General features: G+C 73.5%; 21 protein-coding genes. 5 read left to right on the top strand and 16 right to left on the bottom strand.

Annotated elements, in window-relative coordinates; all coding sequences use genetic code 11:
- Positions 1–8 precede the first annotated feature (8 nt).
- The 3 genes from ABD086_RS24435 to ABD086_RS24425 are packed head-to-tail and all read left to right on the top strand — an operon-like array spanning position 9 to position 3,882.
- Positions 9–2,549: an ABC transporter permease gene (locus ABD086_RS24435; protein ID WP_343911141.1), complete on the top strand. Its 2,541-nt coding sequence runs from the start codon at positions 9–11 to the stop codon at positions 2,547–2,549.
- A 39-nt stretch (positions 2,550–2,588) separates the two neighbouring features.
- Positions 2,589–3,203, top strand: coding sequence for an alpha-ketoglutarate-dependent dioxygenase AlkB (locus tag ABD086_RS24430; RefSeq protein ID WP_343911139.1), 615 nt, complete (start codon positions 2,589–2,591; stop codon positions 3,201–3,203).
- A 49-nt stretch (positions 3,204–3,252) separates the two neighbouring features.
- Entirely contained in the window at positions 3,253–3,882 is a 630-nt protein-coding gene (locus tag ABD086_RS24425) for a methyltransferase domain-containing protein (RefSeq protein WP_343911137.1), read from the top strand.
- On the opposite strand, the gene ABD086_RS24420 is transcribed toward ABD086_RS24425, so the two are convergent.
- The 4 genes from ABD086_RS24420 to ABD086_RS24405 form a co-directional block, all read right to left on the bottom strand.
- Positions 3,875–4,102, bottom strand: a complete 228-nt coding sequence (locus ABD086_RS24420; RefSeq protein WP_343911136.1) for a CDGSH iron-sulfur domain-containing protein — start codon at positions 4,100–4,102, stop codon at positions 3,875–3,877. The genes ABD086_RS24425 and ABD086_RS24420 overlap by 8 nt on opposite strands.
- The gene (locus tag ABD086_RS24415) at positions 4,099–5,061 is read right to left on the bottom strand and encodes an iron-containing redox enzyme family protein (protein WP_343911134.1); all 963 of its coding nucleotides are present in this window, start codon (positions 5,059–5,061) and stop codon (positions 4,099–4,101) included. Before ABD086_RS24415 ends, ABD086_RS24420 begins: the two co-directional genes overlap by 4 nt.
- 73 nt (positions 5,062–5,134) lie before the next feature.
- The gene (locus ABD086_RS24410) at positions 5,135–5,698 is read right to left on the bottom strand and encodes a LemA family protein (RefSeq protein WP_343911132.1); all 564 of its coding nucleotides are present in this window, start codon (positions 5,696–5,698) and stop codon (positions 5,135–5,137) included.
- A gap of 50 nt (positions 5,699–5,748) precedes the next feature.
- On the bottom strand, positions 5,749–7,497 hold the full coding sequence (locus ABD086_RS24405) for a DUF2207 domain-containing protein (protein WP_343911130.1): 1,749 nt from the start codon (positions 7,495–7,497) through the stop codon (positions 5,749–5,751).
- 83 nt (positions 7,498–7,580) lie between these two features.
- Between ABD086_RS24405 and ABD086_RS24400 the strand changes: the two genes are divergently transcribed.
- Entirely contained in the window at positions 7,581–8,918 is a 1,338-nt protein-coding gene (locus ABD086_RS24400) for an MFS transporter (protein WP_343911128.1), read from the top strand.
- On the opposite strand, the gene ABD086_RS24395 is transcribed toward ABD086_RS24400, so the two are convergent.
- The 11 genes from ABD086_RS24395 to ABD086_RS24345 form a co-directional block, all read right to left on the bottom strand.
- The gene (locus tag ABD086_RS24395; protein ID WP_343911126.1) at positions 8,899–9,609 is read right to left on the bottom strand and encodes an SRPBCC family protein; all 711 of its coding nucleotides are present in this window, start codon (positions 9,607–9,609) and stop codon (positions 8,899–8,901) included. The two genes, ABD086_RS24400 and ABD086_RS24395, sit on opposite strands and share 20 nt — an antisense overlap.
- Positions 9,609–10,466, bottom strand: a complete 858-nt coding sequence (locus tag ABD086_RS24390; RefSeq protein WP_343911124.1) for an FAD binding domain-containing protein — start codon at positions 10,464–10,466, stop codon at positions 9,609–9,611. Before ABD086_RS24390 ends, ABD086_RS24395 begins: the two co-directional genes overlap by 1 nt.
- Entirely contained in the window at positions 10,463–12,940 is a 2,478-nt protein-coding gene (locus ABD086_RS24385; protein WP_343911122.1) for a xanthine dehydrogenase family protein molybdopterin-binding subunit, read from the bottom strand. Before ABD086_RS24385 ends, ABD086_RS24390 begins: the two co-directional genes overlap by 4 nt.
- Positions 12,937–13,407: a (2Fe-2S)-binding protein gene (locus tag ABD086_RS24380; RefSeq protein ID WP_343911120.1), complete on the bottom strand. Its 471-nt coding sequence runs from the start codon at positions 13,405–13,407 to the stop codon at positions 12,937–12,939. Before ABD086_RS24380 ends, ABD086_RS24385 begins: the two co-directional genes overlap by 4 nt.
- 76 nt (positions 13,408–13,483) lie before the next feature.
- Positions 13,484–14,719: a sigma-54-dependent transcriptional regulator family protein gene (locus ABD086_RS24375; protein WP_343911118.1), complete on the bottom strand. Its 1,236-nt coding sequence runs from the start codon at positions 14,717–14,719 to the stop codon at positions 13,484–13,486.
- A gap of 34 nt (positions 14,720–14,753) precedes the next feature.
- Entirely contained in the window at positions 14,754–15,878 is a 1,125-nt protein-coding gene (locus tag ABD086_RS24370) for an XdhC family protein (protein WP_343911116.1), read from the bottom strand.
- Positions 15,871–16,998: a vWA domain-containing protein gene (locus ABD086_RS24365; protein ID WP_343911113.1), complete on the bottom strand. Its 1,128-nt coding sequence runs from the start codon at positions 16,996–16,998 to the stop codon at positions 15,871–15,873. Before ABD086_RS24365 ends, ABD086_RS24370 begins: the two co-directional genes overlap by 8 nt.
- Complete coding sequence (locus ABD086_RS24360) at positions 16,995–17,867, bottom strand: AAA family ATPase (protein WP_343911111.1); 873 nt, start codon at positions 17,865–17,867, stop codon at positions 16,995–16,997. Before ABD086_RS24360 ends, ABD086_RS24365 begins: the two co-directional genes overlap by 4 nt.
- Positions 17,868–17,896: 29 nt before the next feature.
- Positions 17,897–18,442, bottom strand: coding sequence for a nucleotidyltransferase family protein (locus ABD086_RS24355; protein WP_343911110.1), 546 nt, complete (start codon positions 18,440–18,442; stop codon positions 17,897–17,899).
- Entirely contained in the window at positions 18,442–19,071 is a 630-nt protein-coding gene (locus ABD086_RS24350) for a hypothetical protein (protein WP_343911109.1), read from the bottom strand. The genes ABD086_RS24355 and ABD086_RS24350 overlap by 1 nt, the downstream gene beginning before the upstream one ends.
- Positions 19,068–19,583, bottom strand: coding sequence for an RNA polymerase sigma factor (locus ABD086_RS24345; RefSeq protein WP_343911107.1), 516 nt, complete (start codon positions 19,581–19,583; stop codon positions 19,068–19,070). Before ABD086_RS24345 ends, ABD086_RS24350 begins: the two co-directional genes overlap by 4 nt.
- Before the next feature lie 167 nt (positions 19,584–19,750).
- Between ABD086_RS24345 and ABD086_RS24340 the strand changes: the two genes are divergently transcribed.
- Positions 19,751–20,992, top strand: a complete 1,242-nt coding sequence (locus ABD086_RS24340; RefSeq protein ID WP_343911106.1) for a DUF2786 domain-containing protein — start codon at positions 19,751–19,753, stop codon at positions 20,990–20,992.
- Positions 20,993–20,997: 5 nt separating this feature from the next.
- Here the strand turns inward: ABD086_RS24340 and ABD086_RS24335 are convergent, their stop codons facing one another.
- Positions 20,998–21,390, bottom strand: coding sequence for a RidA family protein (locus ABD086_RS24335; protein ID WP_343911103.1), 393 nt, complete (start codon positions 21,388–21,390; stop codon positions 20,998–21,000).
- Positions 21,391–21,495: the final 105 nt, after the last annotated feature.

Here is a 21,495-nt window from a genome sequence, read left to right as displayed (position 1 = left end):
GGTACGGCGTGCTCAAGCTGACCCTGCGCAACCTGTTCGCCCGCAAGGTGCGACTGGTGATGAGCGGCCTGGCGATCGTGCTGGGCGTGGCGTTCCTGTCCGGCGTCCTCGTCTTCAGCAACGGCCTCTCGTCCACCTTCGACAGCATCATCTACAGCTCCACCCCCGACGGGGTCGTCCGCGCCGAGCAGACGTCGTCGTTCGACTCCGCCCCCACCCAGACCACGCAGACCGTCTCCCCCGAGGTGGTCGACCGGCTCGCCGCGCTGCCCGAGGTGGCCCGCGCCGACGGCGACGTGGTCGGCATCGGCATGAGCCTGCTCGCCTCCGACGGCACGCTGGTCGGCGGCACCGGCGCACCGACGCTCGCGTTCAACCACACCGACGGGCCCAACATGGCCGGTGACCCGCCGATGCTGCTGAGCAGCGGCCGCTGGCCCACCGCGGCCGACGAGATCGTGCTGGACGACGCGGCCGCCGAGAACGGCGACTACCGGCTCGGCGACGAGGTGAAGCTGCTCGCGCCGTTCGGCAGGTCGGAGCGCACGGCGACCCTCGTCGGCACCGCCGAGTTCAACGGCGGCGGCACCGCGGGCGCCACCCTGCTCGTGTTCAGCACCCGGGGCGCGCAGGAGCTGTTCCTGGACGGGGCGGACGCGTTCAACCAGGTCTCGCTCACCGCTGCGGACGGCGTCACCCAGGAGCAGCTGGCGGCGGCGGCCGACCGGGTCGCGCCCGCCGGCTTCGAGGCGGTCACCGGCGACCAGGTCGCGCAGGAGTCCCAGGACGCCGTCGGCCGGTTCCTCGACGTGATCTCCACCTTCCTGCTGGTGTTCGCGATCATCGCGGTGATCGTCGGCGGCTTCATCATCGTCAACACGTTCACGATCCTGGTCGCGCAGCGCAGCCGCGAGCTGGCGCTGCTGCGCGCGCTGGGCGCCTCGCGCCGCCAGGTCACCGCGTCGGTGCTGGTCGAGGCCACCGTGCTGTCGGCGCTGGCCGCGACCCTCGGGATCGGGCTCGGGTGGCTGCTCGCCCGCGGCCTGGCCGCGCTGTTCCGGGCGATCGGGCTGGACATCGCCGGCGACGTCCTGACGCTCGACGCGCGGTCGGTCCTCATCAGCTACGCGGTCGGGATCGGCGTGACCCTGGTCGCCGCCTTCCTCCCGGCCCGGCGCGCCGGCCGGGTCGCGCCGGTCGCCGCGATGCGCGCCGACCCGGCGCCGGCGCGGGACTCGCTCCGCCGGCGCACGGTGATCGGCGCCGTGCTCATGGCGGTCGGCGCCGGGTTCGCCGTCGTCGGCGTCCGGGGCGGCCCGGGGCCCGACGCGCTCTGGGTCGGCATCGGTGCGGGGATCTGGATCCTGACCGCGGCGGGGATCAGCTCGGTGCTCGGCCGCCCGGTCCTGCTCCTGTGCCGCAGCCTGTTCGGGCGGCTCTTCGGCACGGCCGGCCGCCTGGCCGGCGACAACGCGCTGCGCGACCCGCGTCGTACCGGCGCGACCGCGTCGGCCCTGATGATCGGGCTCGCCCTGGTCTCCTGCATCGGGGTGCTGGCCGCCTCCCTCAACGCGTCGGTCGACGACGTCGTGGACGAGGAGTTCACCTCCGACTTCCTGGTGCAGAGCACCAACTTCCTGCCGTTCACCACCGCGGTCGGCGACGACCTCGCGAACGTCGCCGGTGTGGCCACGGTGAGCCGGCAGCAGTGGACCGGGGCGAGGGTGGACGACTCGACGGTCTTCGTGACCGGCAACGACGCCGCCTTCGACGACATCTACGACCTCGACGTCGTCGACGGGCGCCAGGAGCTGCACGGCCACGAGGCGCTGGTGACCCGCGGCTTCGCCGCGGACCACGACCTCCGGGTCGGGTCGCCGCTGGAGCTGACGTTCCTCGCCGGCAGGGCCCTCGACCTCGAGGTCGCGGGCATCATCGAGGGCAGCGAGACCACCGGCGACGTGAGCGTCCCGCTCGACCTGCTCGCCGACGCCGGCGTGCCCCGCCAGGACACCAGCCTCAGCATCGTGCTCGAGCCCGGGGCCGACCCGGTGGCCGTCGGCGCCGCGCTCGACGAGGCGGTGGCGTCCACGCCGATCGTGGCGGTCTACGACAAGCAGGAGTTCGCCGAGTCGATCCGCGGCCAGGTCAACCAGCTGCTGTACATGATCTACGGGCTGCTCGCACTGGCGATCGTGATCGCCGTGATCGGGATCGTGAACACGCTCGGCCTGTCGGTCATCGAGCGCACCCGGGAGATCGGCCTGCTCCGGGCGATCGGCATGAGCCGACCACGACTGCGGCGGATGATCACCCTCGAGTCGGTCGCGATCGCGGTCCTCGGCGCGGTGCTCGGCATGGCGATCGGCCTGGTGATCGGGGTCCTGCTGCGGCAGTCGTTGAAGGACAACCTCACCTCCCTGGGGCTCCCCCTGGGCCAGCTGCTCGTGTTCCTCGTGATCGCCGTGCTGGTCGGCGTCCTCGCCGCGATCCTCCCCGCCGTCCGGGCCGCGCGGCTCAACGTGCTGGAGGCGATCGCCACCGAATAGGGGTCGAACATCTGTTCGATCCCGGCGTATGCTGTGCCCATGGACTTCCAGGGCTCGCTGTTCGGGGCGCCGACCGCGGAGGCGCCGGCGTTCGACGGGATCTCGCGGCGGCTCCTGACCCGCGGGGCGTGGGTCGACCTCGCCCGGGCCTGGCTGCCCGAGGCCGACGACGTGTTCGCGACGCTCGTGCGCGACGTCCCGTGGCGAGCGGAGCGCCGGCAGATGTACGACCGCGAGGTCGACGTACCCCGGCTGCTGCACACGTACGGCGTCGGCGAGCCGCTCCCCCACCCGGCGCTGGCCCGGGCGCGCGGGGCGCTGTCGGCGCACTACCGGCCGGAGCTGGGCGAGCCGTTCGTGACCGCGGGGTGCTGCTACTACCGCGACGGGCGCGACAGCGTCGCGTGGCACGGCGACACCATCGGCCGCGGCAAGACCAGCGACACGATGGTCGCGATCGTCTCCCTCGGCGACCCCCGCAAGCTGATGCTCCGCCCGCGGCTCGGCGGCGCCTCGATCTCGGTCGAGATGGGCCACGGCGACCTCCTCGTGATGGGCGGCTCGTGCCAGCGCACCTGGGAGCACGCCGTTCCGAAGGTCGCCCACGCCGGGCCACGCGTCTCGGTGCAGTTCCGCCCGCTGAACGTGTTCTGAGGCCTGCCGGCGCGGTGTGTGAGCCTTCGCGGCCGGGTACTGCCGCGCCATGACCACGCTCCCAGCCGCGGAGTCGATGGGCTTCGGCCCGCTCCGCATCGCCTTCGACGGGCGGGTGCTCCGACCGCGCCCCTGGACCGAGGCACAGGCCACCTGGGCCGCCGAGATCCTGGAGACGGCCCCGCCGGGCGCCGTGCTCGAGTTGTGCGCGGGCGCGGGCCAGATCGGGCTGCTCGCCGTGCTCGGGTCGTCCCGGCGACTGGTGTGCGTGGACGTGAACCCCGCGGCGTGCGAGTGGGCACGGCACAACGCCGACGCGGCCGGCCTCGGCGCCCGGGTCGAGGTCCGCGAGGGGCCGATGGAGGACGTGCTGCGCGACAGCGAGCGCTTCGCGCTCGTGGTGGCCGACCCGCCGTGGGTGCCGCGGGCGCGGGTCGGCGACTACCCGGAGGACCCGGTGGTCGCCATCGACGGCGGGGACGACGGCATGGACCTCGCCTGGCTGTGCGTCGACGTCGCCCGGAGCCACCTGACGCCGCTGGGCACCCTGCTGCTGCAGCTGGGCACCGTCGAGCAGGTCGACGCGCTGCGGGCGCGCCTGCACGGCGACGACGACTTCGTCGTCACCGAGGTGCGGTGGTGCGACCGGGGCGTGCTGGTCCGGCTGGACCTCACGTAGGACGCAGCTTCTCCGGCAGCACCTTGTGGGTGCCGTCGCACCACGGGAACGACTGCGACCGGTCGCACCGGCACACCGCGGTCACGGGGCGCGTCGTCTCGTGCGCCACGCCGTCGGCGTCCTCGATCGTGTGCTTGCCGCGCAGCAGCATCGGGCCGCCGGGGCACAGCACGATGTCCGGGTGCTCGTAGCCGGCGGTCGGTTCGGTGGACGTGCTCACGCGACCTGCTCCTCGTCGGCGCCCCAGCGGGACAGCATGGTCCGGGCGAAGCGGTCGTCGAGGTCGAGGCAGGTGAACGCCCCGAACCAGACGTCCTCCTCGAGCTCGGGCTCCTCCTCGAGCAGCGCACCGATGATCGTGCGCACGGCGAGCTGCTCGTGCACGGCGTCGGCCTCCACGTGCTCGGCGTAGTAGGCGACCATCTCGGCCGGGAAGCCCAGCCGCTCGAGCCCCTGCGCCATCCGCCGCGACGGCAGCGAGCTGGTCGCCTCGAACGCCGCGAGGTGCCCGAGCGCCGCCCCGCGCAGCCGGCGCTGGAGGCCGAACATCGAGACGGTGTTGTGCTGGTCGAACGCCTCCTGCGGCATCACCTCGAGGTGGGCGTCGTACGACGCCTCGAGGCCGGTCGCCCGCAGCCCCTCGGCGAACAGGTGGTGGTGGAGCCGGTTCGGGTCGCCGTCGCCGTACTCGTCGAACTGCAGCTCCATCAGCGCGGCCTTGGCGCGCACCCCGAGCCGCGGCACCAGCCAGGCGACCGGGTCAGACTCCTTGAGGTGGTAGAGCGACTTGACGCGCAGCAGCTCGACCGCCTGGTCGTACGTCGCGTCGCGATGGACGTGCCGCGCCAGCGACGCGCCCTCCTGCTGGTCGAGCCAGCCGAAGAAGTCCTCGACGAAGGAGAGCCCCTCCGGCCGCGCGAACCGCGCGCGGAGCCGGGACTCGAGGTCGCGCTCCAGCACGACGCGGACGCGCACCAGCTGGGGGTCCCACTCGAGCGCGTCGTCGACGTCGTCGAAGCCGCGGTAGTGCAGCTCGTGCAGCGCCCAGAGAGCGAGGGCGGCGTCCTCACCCTCGGCCGCCGGGGTGGCGGCGAGGACGGTGTAGAAGTCGTCGGTGCCGGACCGCAGGGCTCGGAACAGCTCCTCGGTCAGCGGCCCGCGCGGGTCGGGAACGTGCATGTCGCGGGTGTACCCGGCACCCGCGACGTGCAGTCCTGTTCGTGTCGCGCGTCTCGCTCGCCTGCGTCCTCGCTCAGAACTTCACCTGCGGCGCGACCTCCTGGCCGTCCGGGGCCTCGTAGAAGTCGCGCTTGTGGACGTTGGCGATGCCGGTGAAGAACATCCACGGGATGGTCTGGGTGAGCTTGTTCAGCGTCGCCACGGCGTCGTTGTAGTACTGGCGCGCGAAGGAGATCTGGTTCTCGGTCTCGGCCAGCTGCTGCTGCAGGTCCAGGAAGTTCTGGTTCGCCTTGAGGTCGGGGTAGTTCTCGGCGACCGCGTTGAGGTTCACCAGCGCGCCCTGCAGGCGGGCGTCCGCGGCGGCCTTGGCCGGGACGTCGTCGCCCTTCGCGGCGGCCTGGACCCCGGCGCGCGCCGCGGTGACCTCCTCGAACACGCCCTTCTCGTGGGCGGCGTACCCCTTGACGGTCTCGACCAGGTTCGGGATCAGGTCGGCGCGCCGGGTGAGCTGGACGTCGATCCCGCCGAGCGCCTCCTGCGCGCCGATGTCGGTGGTGCGCAGCTTGTTGAAGCCGACGATCACGAAGCCGACCAGGGCGACGATGACGACGACGATGACGATGATGGCGATGAGCATCTGAACCTCTCAGGTGGATGGAGCTCTGCTGGATCGGAGCACCCCGGTGGTCACCACGAGCCGACTCCGCCACCGCCGCCGCCACCGCCACCGGAGAAGCTCCCGCCGACGCCTCCCGACGACGACGACTTCTGCGTGGCCTCGTACGACGAGATCGCGGAGCTGACGGTGGACTGGAAGTCGCCGACCATGGACGAGACGGCCGACCCGGCGGCCATGCCGCCGTAGTAGCCGCCGAAGTACGACGGGACCGGCGGCTCGGAGCCCATCTCGGTGCGGTACTTCTCGGCCCACTCGTCGGCGCACCCGAACGCCACGGCCCACGGGACGTAGGCCGTGTAGAGGTCCTTGCGCGCGGCGAAGTCGAAGCGGTCCTCGGCGGACGGCGTGGACAGGATCCGGCGGAAGCCGCCGGAGCGGGACCAGAGGTCGCGGCCGGCGCGGGTCCGCCGGGTGCCGGCACCGGTCGCGGCGAGCCCGGCCCCGAAGACCGCGAACAGGCCGGGGACCAGGCCGAGCAGGGTCATGTCGAGCGGGTTCCACCAGGCGATGGCGAGCACGGCGAGGGCGCTGGCGCCGATGACCAGGGCCCCGCGGTTGCCCAGGCCGCTGGCGACCATCAGCCCGGAGCTCCGCGCCCAGCTGCGGGTGGACTCCTCGAACCGCTCCATCTCGGCCTTGAGCCGCTTGCCGGCCTCGACGTCCTTCGGGCTCGCCCGGAACGAGGCGCCCGGGCCGCCGAGCAGGTGCGCGACGCCGGAGGTGACCGGGTCCAGGCCGGCCCATCCCTCCGAGCCGTTCTTGTCGGTGATGGTCCAGGTGTCGTTCGACCGGTTCAGGTCGATGGCCCCCCGCTCGGCGGCGTACATCAGCGTCGCGACGTACTGCTCGTCGCCGACGTCCTCGCTGACGAGGTACGCCGCCTGTGCCGGGCCGATCCCCTCGGGTGGGGCGTACAGGAGCGGGAACCCCGGGTCCTGCTCCCGGGTCCGCCGCACGAGCACGAAGCCGAGCAGGCCGGCGCCCACGGCGAGGAGGAGGACGAGGACCGCGACGGGCACGCTGGTGCCGAGCACCGCGTCCCAGCGCTGCGTCCAGGGCAGCTCCTTGCCGGGCGGGGGCGTCGGGATGTCCATGCCGGCGAGCAGCGTGACCGGGGTGCCCGGCTCGAGGGCTCCCGTCCGCACCCGCAGGGTGTCGGTGCCCTCGCCCTGCGGACGGCACCCGCCGGTCTGCCCGGCGCCGACGGCGCACTCGACGTGCTCGGCCGCGGCGGGCAGGTGCACGGTCAGGTTCGCCTCGCCGATCTGCGGGCCGTGCGGGACGAGCTCCCAGTAGAGCTGCGTCTCGCTGTCGGCGTCCACCCCCGGCTCCAGCACGCCGTCGACCTCGTAGTGGATCCGGTAGGTGTGGTTGCCGGTCGACACCGTGCTGTTCGGATCGCCGACCCGCGCGACGAGGTAGCGCCGACCGCTCTCGTCGCTCAGCTCCACCGGGACGTCCTGGCCGTCCATCGTGACGACGACGTCGTGCGGGTCGCGGCGCGCGTGCGGCGCGTTCGGGTCCCGGCGGTCCCAGTAGCGGAAGATGCCGTGCTTGCCGCCGACCAGGAACGCGACGTCGAGCGTCTCGTCGACCGTGAGGTCGCCGTTCTCGTCCACGTCCAACGTGGCGCGGTAGCTGTCGATCGAGATGTCCGAGTCGATCGCAGCATCCCCGCCGGACCGGATGAGTGCCGGCACCACGAGCACGAGGCACAGCACGGCGAGGCCGACCAGGTAGCCCACGACGCGCTTCATGAGCGGGAGCCTAGGGCCGCGACCACCCGCGCCGTCGGAAAACCGCGTGCCCGCTGTCGGTGCCGCTTGCTTGACTGGACCCGATGACCTCGCAGACCGCCGCCAAGCCCACCCTCGCCTCCTTCTGGCACGACCTCCCCCGCGAGGGGAAGCTGCTCCTGTCGGTGGTGGTCTTCGAGTTCATCGGCACCGGGCTGGTGCTGCCGTTCCACGTCGTCTACCTGCACGAGGTGCGCGGCATCGACCTGGGGCACGTCGGCCTGCTGCTCGGCCTGCCGCCCCTGGTCGGCTTCCTGATCGTCGGTCCGGGCGGCTCGGCGATCGACCGGTTCGGCGCCCGGCGGATCCTGATGGCGGCGCTGGTGCTCCAGGTCGTCTCCAACACCCTGCTCGCGTTCGCCCGCACCGAGTACGCCGCGGCGTTGGCGCTGCTGCTGTCCGGGGCCGCGTTCGGCGTGACCTGGCCGGGCTTCCAGTCGCTGATCGCGACCGTCGTGCCCGTCGAGCTGCGGCAGCGGTACTTCGGCGTGAACTTCACGCTGCTCAACCTCGGCATCGGGATCGGCGGCATCCTCGGCGGGATGCTCGTCGACGTCGACCGGCTGGTGACCTTCCAGGCGATCTACCTCGCCGACGCGGTCTCCTACCTGCCCGCGCTGCTCCTGCTGGCCGTGCCGCTGCGACACGTGGCGGGCCGGGTCGAGCACCCGCACGGCACGGCGCCGGCGAAGGTGAGCTACCTCGAGGTGGCTCGCCGGCCCGCGGTCGGCACGTTGATGCTGCTGAGCTTCGTGTCGTCGTACGTCGGCTACTCGCAGCTCAACGCCGGGATGCCCGCCTTCGCCCGCGCCGTCGGGGAGGTGTCGACCCGCGGCCTCGGCCTGGCGTTCGCGGCGAACACCCTGGTCATCGTGGTGCTGCAGCTGTTCGTGCTGCAGCGCATCGAGGGCCGCCGGCGGACCCGCGTGATCGCGGTGATGGGCGTCGTGTGGGCCGGGTCGTGGCTGCTGCTCGGCGCGACCGGGCTGGTGTCCGGCACCGTCGGCGCCACGCTGCTGGTGGCGGCGTGCGCGTCGGTCTTCGCGTTCGGCGAGACGCTGCTGCAGCCGACGATCCCGGCGCTGGTCAACGAGCTCGCGCCCGACCACCTGCGCGGCCGCTACAACGCGCTCAGCTCGGGCACCTTCCAGCTCGCCGCGATCATCGCGCCGCCGGTCGCGGGCTTCCTGGTCGACCACGACCTCGGCGCGCTCTACATCGCGTCGCTGGTCGCCGGCTGCCTGCTGACCGGCGTGATCGCGGTGGTCCGCCTCGAGCCGCAGCTCAGCCCGGAGGTCAACGGCGTCCGGCCGCGCCTGGTCGACGACCCGGGCGAGCTCTCCTCGGCCTCCGCGAAGACGATCAGCGCCGCGACCGACTGACCACCCACCTCAGCACCAGCAGCGCCAGCAGCACCCCGGCCGCCTGCTTCCAGTACGTCTTCGCCAGCACCGGCAGCACCGCCGCCCCGAGGTCCAGCGAGTCGTCCTGCGCCGGAGCGGGGCGGGGGGCCGGTGGGGCCGGCTCCGCGACGTGCTTCGGTGCGGTCTCCTCGGATACTCCCTGACGATCGTGCTCCTCCGAGGGCGGTTCGACGACATTTTCGTCAGGGACTACCGCATCGGACGGCTCCGACAGGCGCTGCTCGAGGCAGTCCACGAACTGGCCGAGGAGCTTGTCGGAGACGTCCTGCATGACGCCGCGGCCGAACTGGGCGGGCTTGCCGGTGATGGACAGGTCGGTGACCACCTCGACGTCGGTGGCGCCCGAGGCCGCCGGCGCCATGGTCAGGGTGACCGTGGCGCCGGCGGTGCCGTTGCCCCGCTTGTCCTTGCCCTTGGCCTCGACGACGAACCGGTGCGCGGCCTCGTCCTTCTCCACGAACGTGCCGGAGCCGTTGTAGACCAACGCGATGGGGCCGAGCTTGACCTTCACCGAGCCCGAGAACTGCTCGCCGTCCACGGACGTCACCGAGGCGCCCGGGAAGCACTCCGCGACCGATGCGATGTCGTTGAAGTGCGCCCAGGCCTCGTCGACGGACGCCGGGACGGTGAACCGGTGGGTGAGGTCCATCAGGCGACCCCGGCGGCTGCCAGCACCGCGCGGCGGGTGAGGACCCGCGCCAGGTGCCGGCGGTAGTCGGCGTCGCCGTTGAGGTCCGAGGGCGGCTCGGTGCCCTCGGCGGCCTGCTCGGCGGCGGCGCGTACGGCGTCCTCGGTCGCGGGCTGCCCGGCCAGGGCCTCCTCGACCGCCCGCGCCCGGAGCGGCGTCGAGCCCATGTTGGTCAGCCCGATCCGGGCCTCCGCGATGGTGCCACCGTCCGTGCGGACCGTCGCCGCGACCGCGACGATCGGCCACTGGTGGGCGACCCGCACGAACTTCTCGTACTGGGCGCCCCAGCCCCCGCGCTTGGGGATGCGGACCTCGGTGAGGATCTCGTCGTCGCCGATCGCGGTCTCGAACAGGTCGACGAAGAAGTCGTCCGCCGCGACCGTCCGGGTGCCGCCCGGGCCCTGGATGACGAACTCCGCCCCCAGCGCCAGCGCCGGCGCGCCGAGGTCGCCCGCCGGGTCGGCGTGCGCGAGCGCGCCGCCGAAGGTGCCGCGGTGCCGCACCTGGGCGTCGGCCAGGTGCTCGATCGCCTTCGAGATCAGCGTCGCGTGCTCCTCGACCAGCGGGTCGGAGCCGACGACCGCGTGCGGCGTCATCGCGCCGATCACGATCGCGTCGCCGTCGTCGCGCACGCCGCGCAGCGACTCGATCCGCCCGAGGTCGATGACCATCTCCGGCGCGTTGAGCCGCATCCGCAGGACCGGCAGCAGGCTCTGCCCACCGGCGATGATCTTGGCGTCGTCGCCGTGCTGGGCCAGTGCGGCCAGCGCGTCCTCGACCGAGGTGGGTGCCACGTAGTCGAACGCTGCGGGGATCATGCGCCCGCTCCTTCCGTGCTGGACTGGCCGGGCATCTCCTGGTTCCCGGCTGCGCCCCCGGCCTCGAAGTGCGGCATCGCCGCACCCTCGGTCGGGCCGCCCGCGCCGGGCCCGTTGATCGCCTTCCACACCCGTTCGGGCGTGCACGGCATCTGGATGTCGTTGACCCCGAGGTGACGGACGGCGTCGACGACCGCGTTGACGACCGCCGGCGTCGAGGCGATCGTGCCCGCCTCGCCGACGCCCTTCGCGCCGAGGCTGTGCGCCGTGGCCGGCGAGGTCGTGTGGCCGGTCTCGAAGCTGATCGTGTCGGCGGCCGTCGGCAGCAGGTAGTCGACGAAGGAGCCGGACACCAGCGTGCCGGAGTCGTCGTACACCGCCTCCTCCCACAGCGCCTGGGCGATGCCCTGCACCAGGCCTCCGTGCACCTGGCCCGAGACGATCAGCGGGTTGACGATGTTCCCGATGTCGTCGACGCAGACGTACTTGCGCATCTTCAGCGCGCCGGTCTCGGTGTCGACCTCCATCGCGCACAGGTGGGTGCCGTGCGGGAAGGAGAAGTTCTCCGGGTCGTACGTCGCGTCCGAGTCCAGCGACGGCTCCACTCCCTCGGGGAAGTTGTGCGCCGTGAACGTCGCGAGCGCGATCTCGCCGATGGCCATCCCCTGGTCGGTGCCGCGGACCGTGAACCGGCCACCCGCGAACTCCAGGTCGTCCACCGACGCTTCGAGCAGGTGGGCCGCGATCGGCTTCGCCTTCTCGATCACCTTGTCCGCCGCCCGCACCAGCGCCTCGCCGCCGACCGCGAGCGACCGCGATCCGTAGGTGTCGAGACCCTTGGGCGCCACCTGGGTGTCGCCGTGCAGCACCTCGACGTCCTCGAAGGCCACCCCCAGCCGGTCGGCGACGATCTGGCTGAACGCCGTCTCGTGGCCCTGCCCGTGCGCGCTGGCCCCGGTCACCACCTCGACCTTGCCGGTGGCGAGCATCCGCACGCTGGCGTGCTCCCAGCCGCCGGCGCCGTAGTCGAGCGAGCCGAGGACCCGGGACGGGGCGAGGCCGCACATCTCGGTGAACGTCGAGATGCCGATGCCGAGCTGCACCGTGTCGCCGCGCTCGCGGCGCTCCCGCTGCTCGGCGCGCAGCTCGTCGTACCCGAACATCTCCTTGGCCTTGGCGGTGGCCTCCTCGTAGTTCCCCGAGTCGTACTGGAGGCCGCAGACCGAGGTGAACGGGAACTCCTCGTGCTTGATCCAGTTCTGCTCGCGGATCTGCAGCGGGTCGACGCCGACCTCGGCGGCGAGCTCGTCCATCAGCCGCTCGATCGCGAACGTCGCCTCGGGCCGGCCGGCGCCGCGGTAGGCGTCGGTCCAGGTCTTGTTGGTGAGCACGGTCTGGACGTTGAACTGGTAGCTCGGGAACTTGTAGATCGCGTTGAACATGAACGCCCCGAGCACCGGTACGCCGCCGCCCACGAGGGAGACGTAGGCGCCGAGGTCGGCGAGCAGCTCGACCTTGAGGCCGGTGACGGTGCCGTCCTTCTCGGCCGCGAGGGTGAGCTTCTGCCACTGGTCGCGCCCGTGGTGGGCGGTCAGCAGCGACTCGCTGCGGGTCTCGGTGTACTTCACCGGCTTGCCGAGCCGGCGGGCCACGGCCCAGGTGATCCACTCCTCGGGGGTGGTCTGCAGCTTGCCGCCGAAGCCGCCGCCGACGTCGGGGGCGATCACCCGGATCTTCGACTCGGGGACGCCGGTCGTGGCGGCCAGCGCGAACCGGACGATGTGCGGGATCTGCGTGGAGGTCCACATCGTCAGCTGCTCGCTGGTGGGGTCCACGACCACCGATCGGGGCTCCATGAACGCCGGGATCAGGCGCTGCTGGCGGTACTCGCGCTCGATGACGATGCCGTCGCCGCGCGCCTTCTCGATCGCCTCGTCGACGCTGGCGCCGGTGCCGGCCTCAGCCGAGTCGAAGCGCCACAGCGCCGACTTGTTGGTGCCGAGGTCCGGGTGCGCCAGGACCGTGTCGGCCGCCGCCTCCTTCAGGTCCAGGACGGCCGGGAGCTCCTCGTACTCGACGTCGACCAACTCGGCGGCGTCACGGGCCTCGGCGGCGGACCGCGCGACCACGACCGCGACGGTCTCGCCGGCGAAGGCGACCCGGTCGGACGGCATCGGCAGGTGGGTGGGGGCGACCTGGTCGGGCGTGATCGGCCAGGCGTTGATGTTGACGCCCTGGGACTCCCCGAGGTCGGCACCGGTGAGCACGGCGACCACGTTGGTGGCCGCCGACGCCTGGGACGTGTCGATCGACGTGATCCGCGCGTGCGCGAACGGGCTGCGCACCATCGCCAGGTGCAGCATCCCGGGCAGGGTCAGGTTGTCGGTCCAGCGGGTCCGGCCGGTGATGAGGCGCTGGTCCTCCTTGCGCCGGCGGTCGCGCCCGACCTCGCGCTCGACCTCGGCGGTGGTCACGAGGTCACCCCCTGGCCCGCGGCGTGCTGCACGGCACGGACGATGTTGTGGTAGCCCGTGCAGCGGCACAGGTTGCCCTCGAGGCCGAGCCGGATCTCCTCCTCGGTCGGGTTCGGGTTGTTGTTCAACAGGTCGACGCTCTGCATGATCATCCCCGGCGTGCAGAACCCGCACTGCAGGCCGTGGCACTCGCGGAAGGCCTCCTGCACCGGGTGCAGCTGCCCGTCCTGGGCGAGGCCCTCGATCGTGGTGACCTCGCCGCCGTCGGCCTGCACGGCCAAGACGTTGCACGACTTCACGCTGGTGCCGTTGAGGTGGACCGTGCAGGCGCCGCAGTTGCTGGTGTCGCAACCGATGACGGTGCCGGTCTTGCCGAGCTTCTCGCGGAGGTACTGCACGAGCAGCATGCGCGGTTCGACGTCGTCGGAGACCTGGGCTCCGTCGACCGTGAGGATGATCCGGTTCATACGATGGGAGACTAGAGCCGGACGGTTGGTCAAAGGTAGGGCCTGGACGAAATTCGATCGCCCAACCTGCCTGACGTCAGCGCTGCGCGGCCGCCAGCCGCCCCTTCAGCAGCGGTACGGCGGGGTGCGGCGCCCCGGCGAGCCGCGCCAGGCAGGCCTCGACGACCTCGGTGTCGTACGGCGCCAGCTCGCAGTAGCGCACCACCGCGTCCGGCTGGGGGTCGGCGAGCAGCGCCTCGCGGACGGCGACCGCGACGTACTCGGCCAGCTCGGTCAGCGCCGGGCTGTTGGTGCCGGGCAGCAGGTCGCCGCCGTACGCGTCGACGGCCGCGGCGACCCGCCCGCGACGCAGCAGCGAGAGCACCAGGTCGACGTCGGTGGCGACCGGCATGCTGAGCCGGTACGGGCGGGAGGAGAGCTGGCCGCCGAGCGCGGACCGCAGGTGCGACACCTCGGCCTTGAGCGTCGACAGGGTGACCGCCTGGTCGCCGTACACCAGCGCGTGGAGGTGCTCGAGCGACAGCCCCTCCGGGTGCATGGCGAGCAGCGCGAGCACCTCGGTCTGCCGGCGGTTGAGCAGCAGCCGTTGGCCGTCCAGCCAGGTCTCCGCGGTGCCGAGCAGCCGGAGCACCAGCCCCGACTGCGAGCACTCGTCGGCCGCGCCGGCCACCGGGTGGGCGTTCGAGACCGGCATCGCGGTCTCGATCAGCCGGGCCAGCACCCGGGCGGTGGCCAGGCCGATCGGGTGGGTGCGGTCCCAGGTCGTGGAGATGTCGATGACGCCGAGGTGGGTGCCGGTGACCGGGTCGTGCAGCGGCGCGGCCCAGCAGACCCAGTTGTGCACGATCGGGGCGTAGTGCTCGGCGCTGAACACCGTCGCCGGCGCGGTGTGCCGGTTGGCGAGGTCGAGCGCGTTGGTGCCGACCGACTGGTCGTCCCACCGCCCGCCGGCCACGAAGTTCACGGTCTCGGCCTTGCGGCGCATCACCCGGCCGCCGTAGGTCCAGAGGATCCGGGTCTCGGGGTCGGTGACCGCGACGACCAGGTCGCCGTCCTCGGCGGTACGCCGCAGCTCGGCCTCCACCCGCTCGACCGCGGTCTGCAGCGGCGAGCCGCGCCAGTACGCCGCGGTCTCGGACTCGTCGGCGAGCGGCGCCTCACAGACGTCCGGGGTGATCGCCGCGACCGAGCGCGTCCAGCTGCTCAGGATCTCGGGCCGGACCAGCGTCGCGGCGTCGTCCCCGCGCTCGACGAACGAGGTCCATGCGCGGACGGCGTCCATCCGCCGAGTCTGGAGCTCGCTGCGAGCCATGCGCACGAACGTAGCATCGGGCTGGTGACGCGGGTCACAGGTCTCGGTGGATGCGCCCGTCCAGGGTGCCGAGCCGCTCGCCGGTGCCGCCCCAGCGGCCCGCGACGATCTCGGCCGCGATGCTGATCGCGGTCTCCTCAGGCGTCCGCGCGCCGAGGTCGAGCCCGATCGGGCTGGAGAGGCGGGCGATCTCCTTCTCGTCCACGCCGGCCTCCCGCAGCCGGGCGAGCCGGTCCTCGTGGGTGCGGCGGGAGCCCATCGCGCCGACGTACGCGACCTCGGGCAGCCGCAGCGCCACCTCCAGTAGGGGGACGTCGAACTTGGGGTCGTGGGTGAGCACGGTGATGACCGTGCGGCCGTCGATGCGGCCCGCCTCCGCCTCGGCGGCGAGGTAGCGGTGCGGCCAGTCGACGACGACCTCGTCGGCGTCGGGGAACCGGCTGTTCGTGGCGAACACCGGCCGGGCGTCGCAGACCGTCACGTGGTAGCCCAGGAAGCTGCCGACCCGCGCGACGGCGGCGGCGAAGTCGATCGCGCCGAACACCAGCATCCGCGGCTTCGGCGCGAAGGCCCAGACGAACACCCGCATCCCCTCGCCGCGGCGCTCGCCGTCCGGGCCGTAGGTCAGCGTGGCGTTGTGGCCGGCGGCCAGCAGGCCCAGCGCGTCGTCGTGCACCGCGTCGTCCGCGCGCGTCGACCCGAGGCTCCCGGAGACCGGCAGGTCCGGGCGGACGATCAGCCGCCGGCCGAGCCAGGCGGGGTCGGGGTGCTCGATGACCGTCGCGAGCGCGACGGGACGGCCGGCCTCGACGTCCTCGGCGATCTCGCCGAGCTCGGGGAAGGTCTCGCGGTCCACCTTCTCGACGTACACGTCGAGGATGCCGCCACAGGTCAGCCCCACGGCGAACGCGTCGTCGTCGGAGACGCCGTACCGCTCCAGGACGGGGACGCCGGTCTCGACCACCGACTCGCCCAGCTCGTAGACCGCGCCCTCGACGCAGCCGCCGGACACCGAGCCGACCGCGGTCCCGTCGGGTCCGACCAGCATCGAGGCGCCCGGCGGCCGCGGGGCGGACCGGAACGTCGCGACCACGGTCCCGACGCCCACGGACTCGCCGGAGCGCCACCACTCCAGCAGCTCGGGAAGCACGTCACGCACGGGAGATCACCTCCGACAGCTCGGCGAACGTCGCGAGGGAGTGCCCGGCGACGAAGTCGTCGCAGTGCGGCAGGGCGGCGACGACGCCCTGCTGGACGGGCTCGTACCCGGACTTGCCGCGGTGCGGGTTGACCCAGACGACCCGGTGCGCGATCCGCTGCAGGCGCGCCATCTGCTCGCCGAGCAGGGCGGGGTCGCCGCGCTCCCAGCCGTCGCTGAACACCACCACGACCGCTCCGCGGGCCATCCCCCGCTGGCCCCAGCGGTCGAGGAAGAACCGCAGCGTCTCGCCGAGCCGGGTCCCGCCCGACCAGTCGGGCACGGTCTCGCCCGCGGCGACCAGCGCCCGCTCGGCGTCGCGCAGCCGCATCGCGCGGGTCACGTGGGTGACCCGGGTGCCGACCGTGAACGTCTCGACCGACGGTGCCACCTGGCTGAACCGGTGCGCGAGGCGGAGCAGCGCGTCGGCGTACCCGCTCATCGAACCGGAGACGTCGACGAGCAGCACCACCCGGCGCGGCCGGACGCCGCGGCGCCGCCAGGCGATCTCGGCCGGCTCGCCCATCCGGCGCAGGGACGACCGCAGCGTGCGGGAGGCGTCGACCTGACCGCGGTGCCAGCGCCGGTGGCGGGCGGTACGGCGGACCGGCGGGCGCGGGGTGAGCGTCGCGAACATCCCGGCCAGCCGGTGCTTCTCGGCGTTCGAGAGCGCGGCGACGTCACGGTGCCGCAGCACCTCGCTGTCGCTCGCCCGGGCGCGGACCACCTCGTCGGAGGCGTCCGCCTCGCCGTCGCCGTCCCCCAGCGGCAGCCCGGACAGCTGCGGTGCCGGCGGCGCGACGGCCGGGCGCGGACGCGGCAGCCCGTCGCGGGAGCCGAAGTACTCGTGGAAGACCGGGTCGTACCGGGCGAGGTCGTCGGGCCCCGCGCACAGCGTGGCCCGGCCGGCGAGGTACGTCGCGCGGGGGTCGCCGGCCCCGAGCACCGCGGCGGCGGCGAGGAACCCCTGCGACCGGTCCTGGGTGACGGGGACGCCGGCCGCGCGGAGCGCGCGGGTGAAGCCGAGGAGGACTTCGTCGGCCTGGCGACTCATCGTGGGCGGTGTCGTGGGCGCGGTCATGGTCGGAGCATCTGGTCCAGGGCGTGGCGCACGCGGTCGGCGTCCTCGCGGTACTTCACGAGCGCGCCGAGGGTCGCGGCGGCCGACGCCAGGTCGATCTCGGCGGTGCCGAGGTAGTGCAGGGCCCGCGCCCAGTCGAGGGTCTCGGCGACGCCGGGCGGCTTCTGGAGGTCGTCGCGGCCGCGCAGCTGCTGCACCAGCTCGACGACCTGCCGGCGCAGCTGCTCGGAGACCTCGGGCGCGCGGCTGCGCAGGATCTCCACCTCGCGCTCGAGCCCGGGATGGTCGATCCAGTGGTAGAGGCAGCGCCGCTTGAGCGCGTCGTGCAGCTCGCGGGTGCGGTTGGAGGTGAGCACCACGAACGGCGGGGTCGCGGCGCGCACGGTGCCGAGCTCGGGGATGGACACCTGGTAGGTCGAGAGCACCTCGAGCAGGAACGCCTCGAACTCGTCGTCGGCGCGGTCCACCTCGTCGACGAGCAGCACGGCCGGGCTCTGCTGCAGCGCCTGCAGCACCGGGCGGGCGAGCAGGAAGCGCGCGTCGTACAGGCTCTTCTCGGCCTCCTCGACGTCGGCTCCGCCCGCGGCCTCGAGCGCGCGCAGGTGCAGGATCTGGCGCGGGAAGTCCCAGTCGTAGAGCGCCTGGGTGGCGTCGATGCCCTCGTAGCACTGGAGCCGCACGAGCGGCAGGTCCAGGCTCTCGGCGATCGCCTCGGCGAGCGCGGTCTTGCCGGTGCCGGGCTCGCCCTCGAGCAGCAGCGGGCGCTGCATCCGGAGCGCCAGGTAGGTCACCGTCGACAGGGCGTCGTCGGCGAGGTAACCGGTGCGGCCGAGGCGGGCGGCCACGGCAGCGGGTGACTCGAGGGCCATGCCCTCAAGGCTACGCGGCCGGGTGTTGGTCAACGGTTGGGAACGTCGACATCGCGGCCGGTGGCGAGGTCGCCGCACTCGACGACCTCCGCCTGGTGGGCGGCGAGGTAGCCGCGGGCGCCCCGGTCGCCGTCGGTCTCGGCGACGACACCGGCCCAGTGGTCGCGGCCCAGCACGACCGGGTGGCCGGGCCGCCCGTCGTAGGCGGCCCGCCGCAGCGTGCCGGCGTCCGGCGCAGGGTCGAGGAGGCGGCGGACGACGTCCGCGCCCACGTCCGGGAGGTCGACGAGCGTCACCACGACCGCGTCGGCGTCGGTGCCCGCCGCGGCCGTGAGCCCGGCGCGGAGCGAGGCGGACATGCCGTCCTCCCAGTCCGCGGCCACGACCGCGGTGGCACCGGTGCCGTCGAGGAGCCGCAGCGCCTCCTCGGCACGGGCGCCGAGGACGACCGTGGTCCGGGCGCAGCCTCCGTCCGTCAGGACCCGGATGCTGCGGACCAGCCAGTCGTCCACGAGGGCCTTCGGCCGGCCCATCCGCGAGCCCGCGCCCGCGGCGAGCAGCAGCCCGTCGGTCATCAGGAGAAGGCTTGCTCGTAGAGCGCGGCGAGGTCGGCGGAGTACGGCGCGCTGAAGCCGCACACCGTGACCTGCCCGTTGGTCGCGCTGACCAGGTAGCGCCCGCCCTGCCGGAACTCCACCGCCCCCACGAGGGCTCGCAGCTCCTCCGCGGGCGCCTGCACGCGGACCAGGTCGGTCGGGTCGCCGGCGTACCAGTGCCCGACGGTGAGCGTGACCACCCCGTCGGCGAGCGTGGTCACCGTGCCGTCGAAGGCGACGGTCTGCTGGGCGAGGGCCTCGGCGTTCGGCACCATGCACTTGGCGGCGTACGCCGTCGGGCTGGGCGCGGAGAGCTCGGTGACCGTCTCGCTGTCGGCGGCGGTGGGCGGCGCGGCGGGGTCGTCGTCGTGGCCGACGATCGCGAACACCCCGACGCCGGCGATGATCAGGACCGCGGCGGCCGCGACCAGCCAGGTGAGCGGGCCGCGCCCGCGAGTGCCGGTCGCACGGTTCTCGGTGGTCAGCTCGGTGCTCATGACGTCCTCCAGGAGTCGGGCCACCCGCTCGGGGTCGGCCGGCGGGAGGGCAGTCGCCGGATCGGCCGCCCGCAGGCGGTCGCGCAGCTCCGCGTCGTGTCGGTCGGTCACGGCCTTCTCCCCTCTCTCGACTCCTCATGTCCGGCAGCGCCCACCCTCTTTCGCAGGCGGTCGGACAACTTCTTCCTCGCGCGCGTGAGGCGGATGCTCGCGGCGTTCGGCGTGATGCCGAGGACCGCGCCGATCTCGGCGGGCGTGAGCTGCTCCCACGCCCACAGGCGGAGCAGCTCGGCCTCCTCGGCCCGCAGCGCCGCCAGCGCCTCCTCGAGCGCCGGGTCCTCGGGTGGCTCGGCGTCGGCCGGCAGCGCCATGATCCGCGCCGCCACCCGCTCCTGCCGGCGCGCCGAGCGCTCGGCGTTGCGCAGGCAGTTGCGCGCCACGGCGTACACCCAGGGCAGCGGCTGGTCCGGCAGCTCGGTCGCCCGGCGCCAGCAGACCAGCAGCGTCTCGGCGAGCACGTCCTCCGCCGTCTCGGGGTCGGTACGGCGGGCGAGGTAGCGCCGCACCGGCTCGATCAGCCCCGGCGCAACCTCCTCGAATCGGTCCCGTCGGCTCTCGTCCACGTCCTCCACCCTCGCATGTCGGTCGTCGCCCGCGTACCCAGCAGGGCCGACGTCGAGACCTCCCCGCCGGCCACGGTCCGTCCACACCGGTCGATCCGGACGCCGTCGTCCACAGGCCGCGGGCGGCGACCCCGGCGGCGTCCGCGGGGCTCCCTACGGTCCGGGGCATGGGAAAGAAGAACCGGGCCCGAGGGGCCGACCGGGCCCGCAGACGCCGGCAGACGTGCGCCGACGAGGCCGCGGTCGCGTGGCTGGACGCGGCCGCGCGACCGGGCGGCCGCGCGACCGGGCTGCGCCGGCTCGCCCAGCTGCCGCCTTCCGCGGCCCTGGCCGCCGCCGACCGGCTGGCTCACACCCTCGCCACGCACCTCTGGCACCACGGGTGGCAGCCACGGGAGCTCTACCGGCAGGCCCGGGTCCAGGCCCGGGGCACGACCACCCGGCTCGTCGAGGTCGCGGTCGTCGCGGACCTCGACCGGGTCCTCGCAGGCGACGCGGAGCTGCATCCGGACTGGGCGGCACAGGCCGCGCAGGTCGTCGAGGCCGACCCGGACGCGACCGCGGGCTGGCTCGGGCACCGACCGCCCACCTCGGAGTACCCCGCGATAGCCGAGGCCCTGGGCGTACTGGGGCGCCTGCCCCCGCTCGAGGTCCTCGTGCCGCCACCCGGGACGCTGGTCGTACCGGGACGTGCGACGTCGGCGGCCGACCCGGTGCTGGACCGCGTGCGGCACCTGCTCGCCAAGGCCGAGTCGACGGAGTTCGAGCCCGAGGCGGTCGCCCTGACCGAGAAGGCGCAGGAGCTGATCACCCGGCACGCGCTCGACCGGGCGCTGCTGCATGCAGACGCTCACGACGTCGCCGGCGAACCCACGCTGGTCCGGATCGCCGTCGACCCGCCGTACGCCGACGCGAAAGGCCTGCTCCTCCAGAGGGTGGCGGCGGCCAGTCGCTGCCGGGCGTTCTCCCTGACCGGTCTCGCACTGGAGGCGGTCGTGGGCAACGCCCACGACCTCAGGGCCGTGGAGCTGCTCTTCACGTCGCTGCTCGTGCAGGCCCAGCACGCCCTCGCCGAGGCCGGCCGCGCGGCTCCGCCCGGCTCACACCCGCGAGGGCAGGCGTTCCGGTCCACCTTCCTGCTTGCGTACGCGCGCCGCATCGGCGAGCGGCTGGCGGCCGTCAACGAGCACGTCCTCGGCACGCACCCCTCCGACCGGTCGGCGCTGCTGCCCGCCCTGCGCGCCGACCAGGACAAGGTCGACGCCTTCCTGCACGAGCGTTTCGGCACCCTCACCAACTTCCCCGTCCGCGGCGGAGGAAGCGCCGCCGGCTGGGCCAGCGGCACGATCGCCGCCGACCTGGCGCACCTGACCGCCGGCGACCTCGGCTCCCGGTCCGCGCCCGCCTGATCCGGTCAGCGGGCGGCGACCGCCTCGACCTCGACCAACTGGTGGGCGTAGCCGAGCGCGGCCACGCCGAGCAGCGTGCTCGGTGCGTCGTGGTCGCCGAACGCGGCGCGCACCACCTGCCACGCCGTCACGAGGTCGTCGCGCTCGGCGCTGGCGACGTACACCGTGGACCTGGCGACGTCGGCGAGCGTGCAGCCGGCCGCCGCGAGGGCGGCCGCGAGGTTGTCCATGACCCGCTGCGCCTGGGCCGCGACGTCCCCCGGCGCGACGACCTCGCCGTCGTCGTCGAGCGGGCAGGCCCCGGCGGTGAAGACCAGGCTGCCCGGCCCGGCCATGCTGGCGTAGGCGTACGGGACGTCGTCGGACAGGGACTCGGCGCGGATCAGCTCGACGGGCACGCGCGCGATCCTGCCCGGGCGGTGGTGGCCGTGCCCACCGACTTTCGGGTCGTGTGCCTGAGAACGCGCCATGGCGCGTTCTCAGGCACACGACCCGAAAGTGGC

It is taken from the genome of Nocardioides aquiterrae, from assembly GCF_039526625.1.
Lineage (GTDB): Bacteria > Actinomycetota > Actinomycetes > Propionibacteriales > Nocardioidaceae > Nocardioides > Nocardioides aquiterrae.
This window is presented reverse-complemented; position numbering and strand designations above follow the sequence as displayed.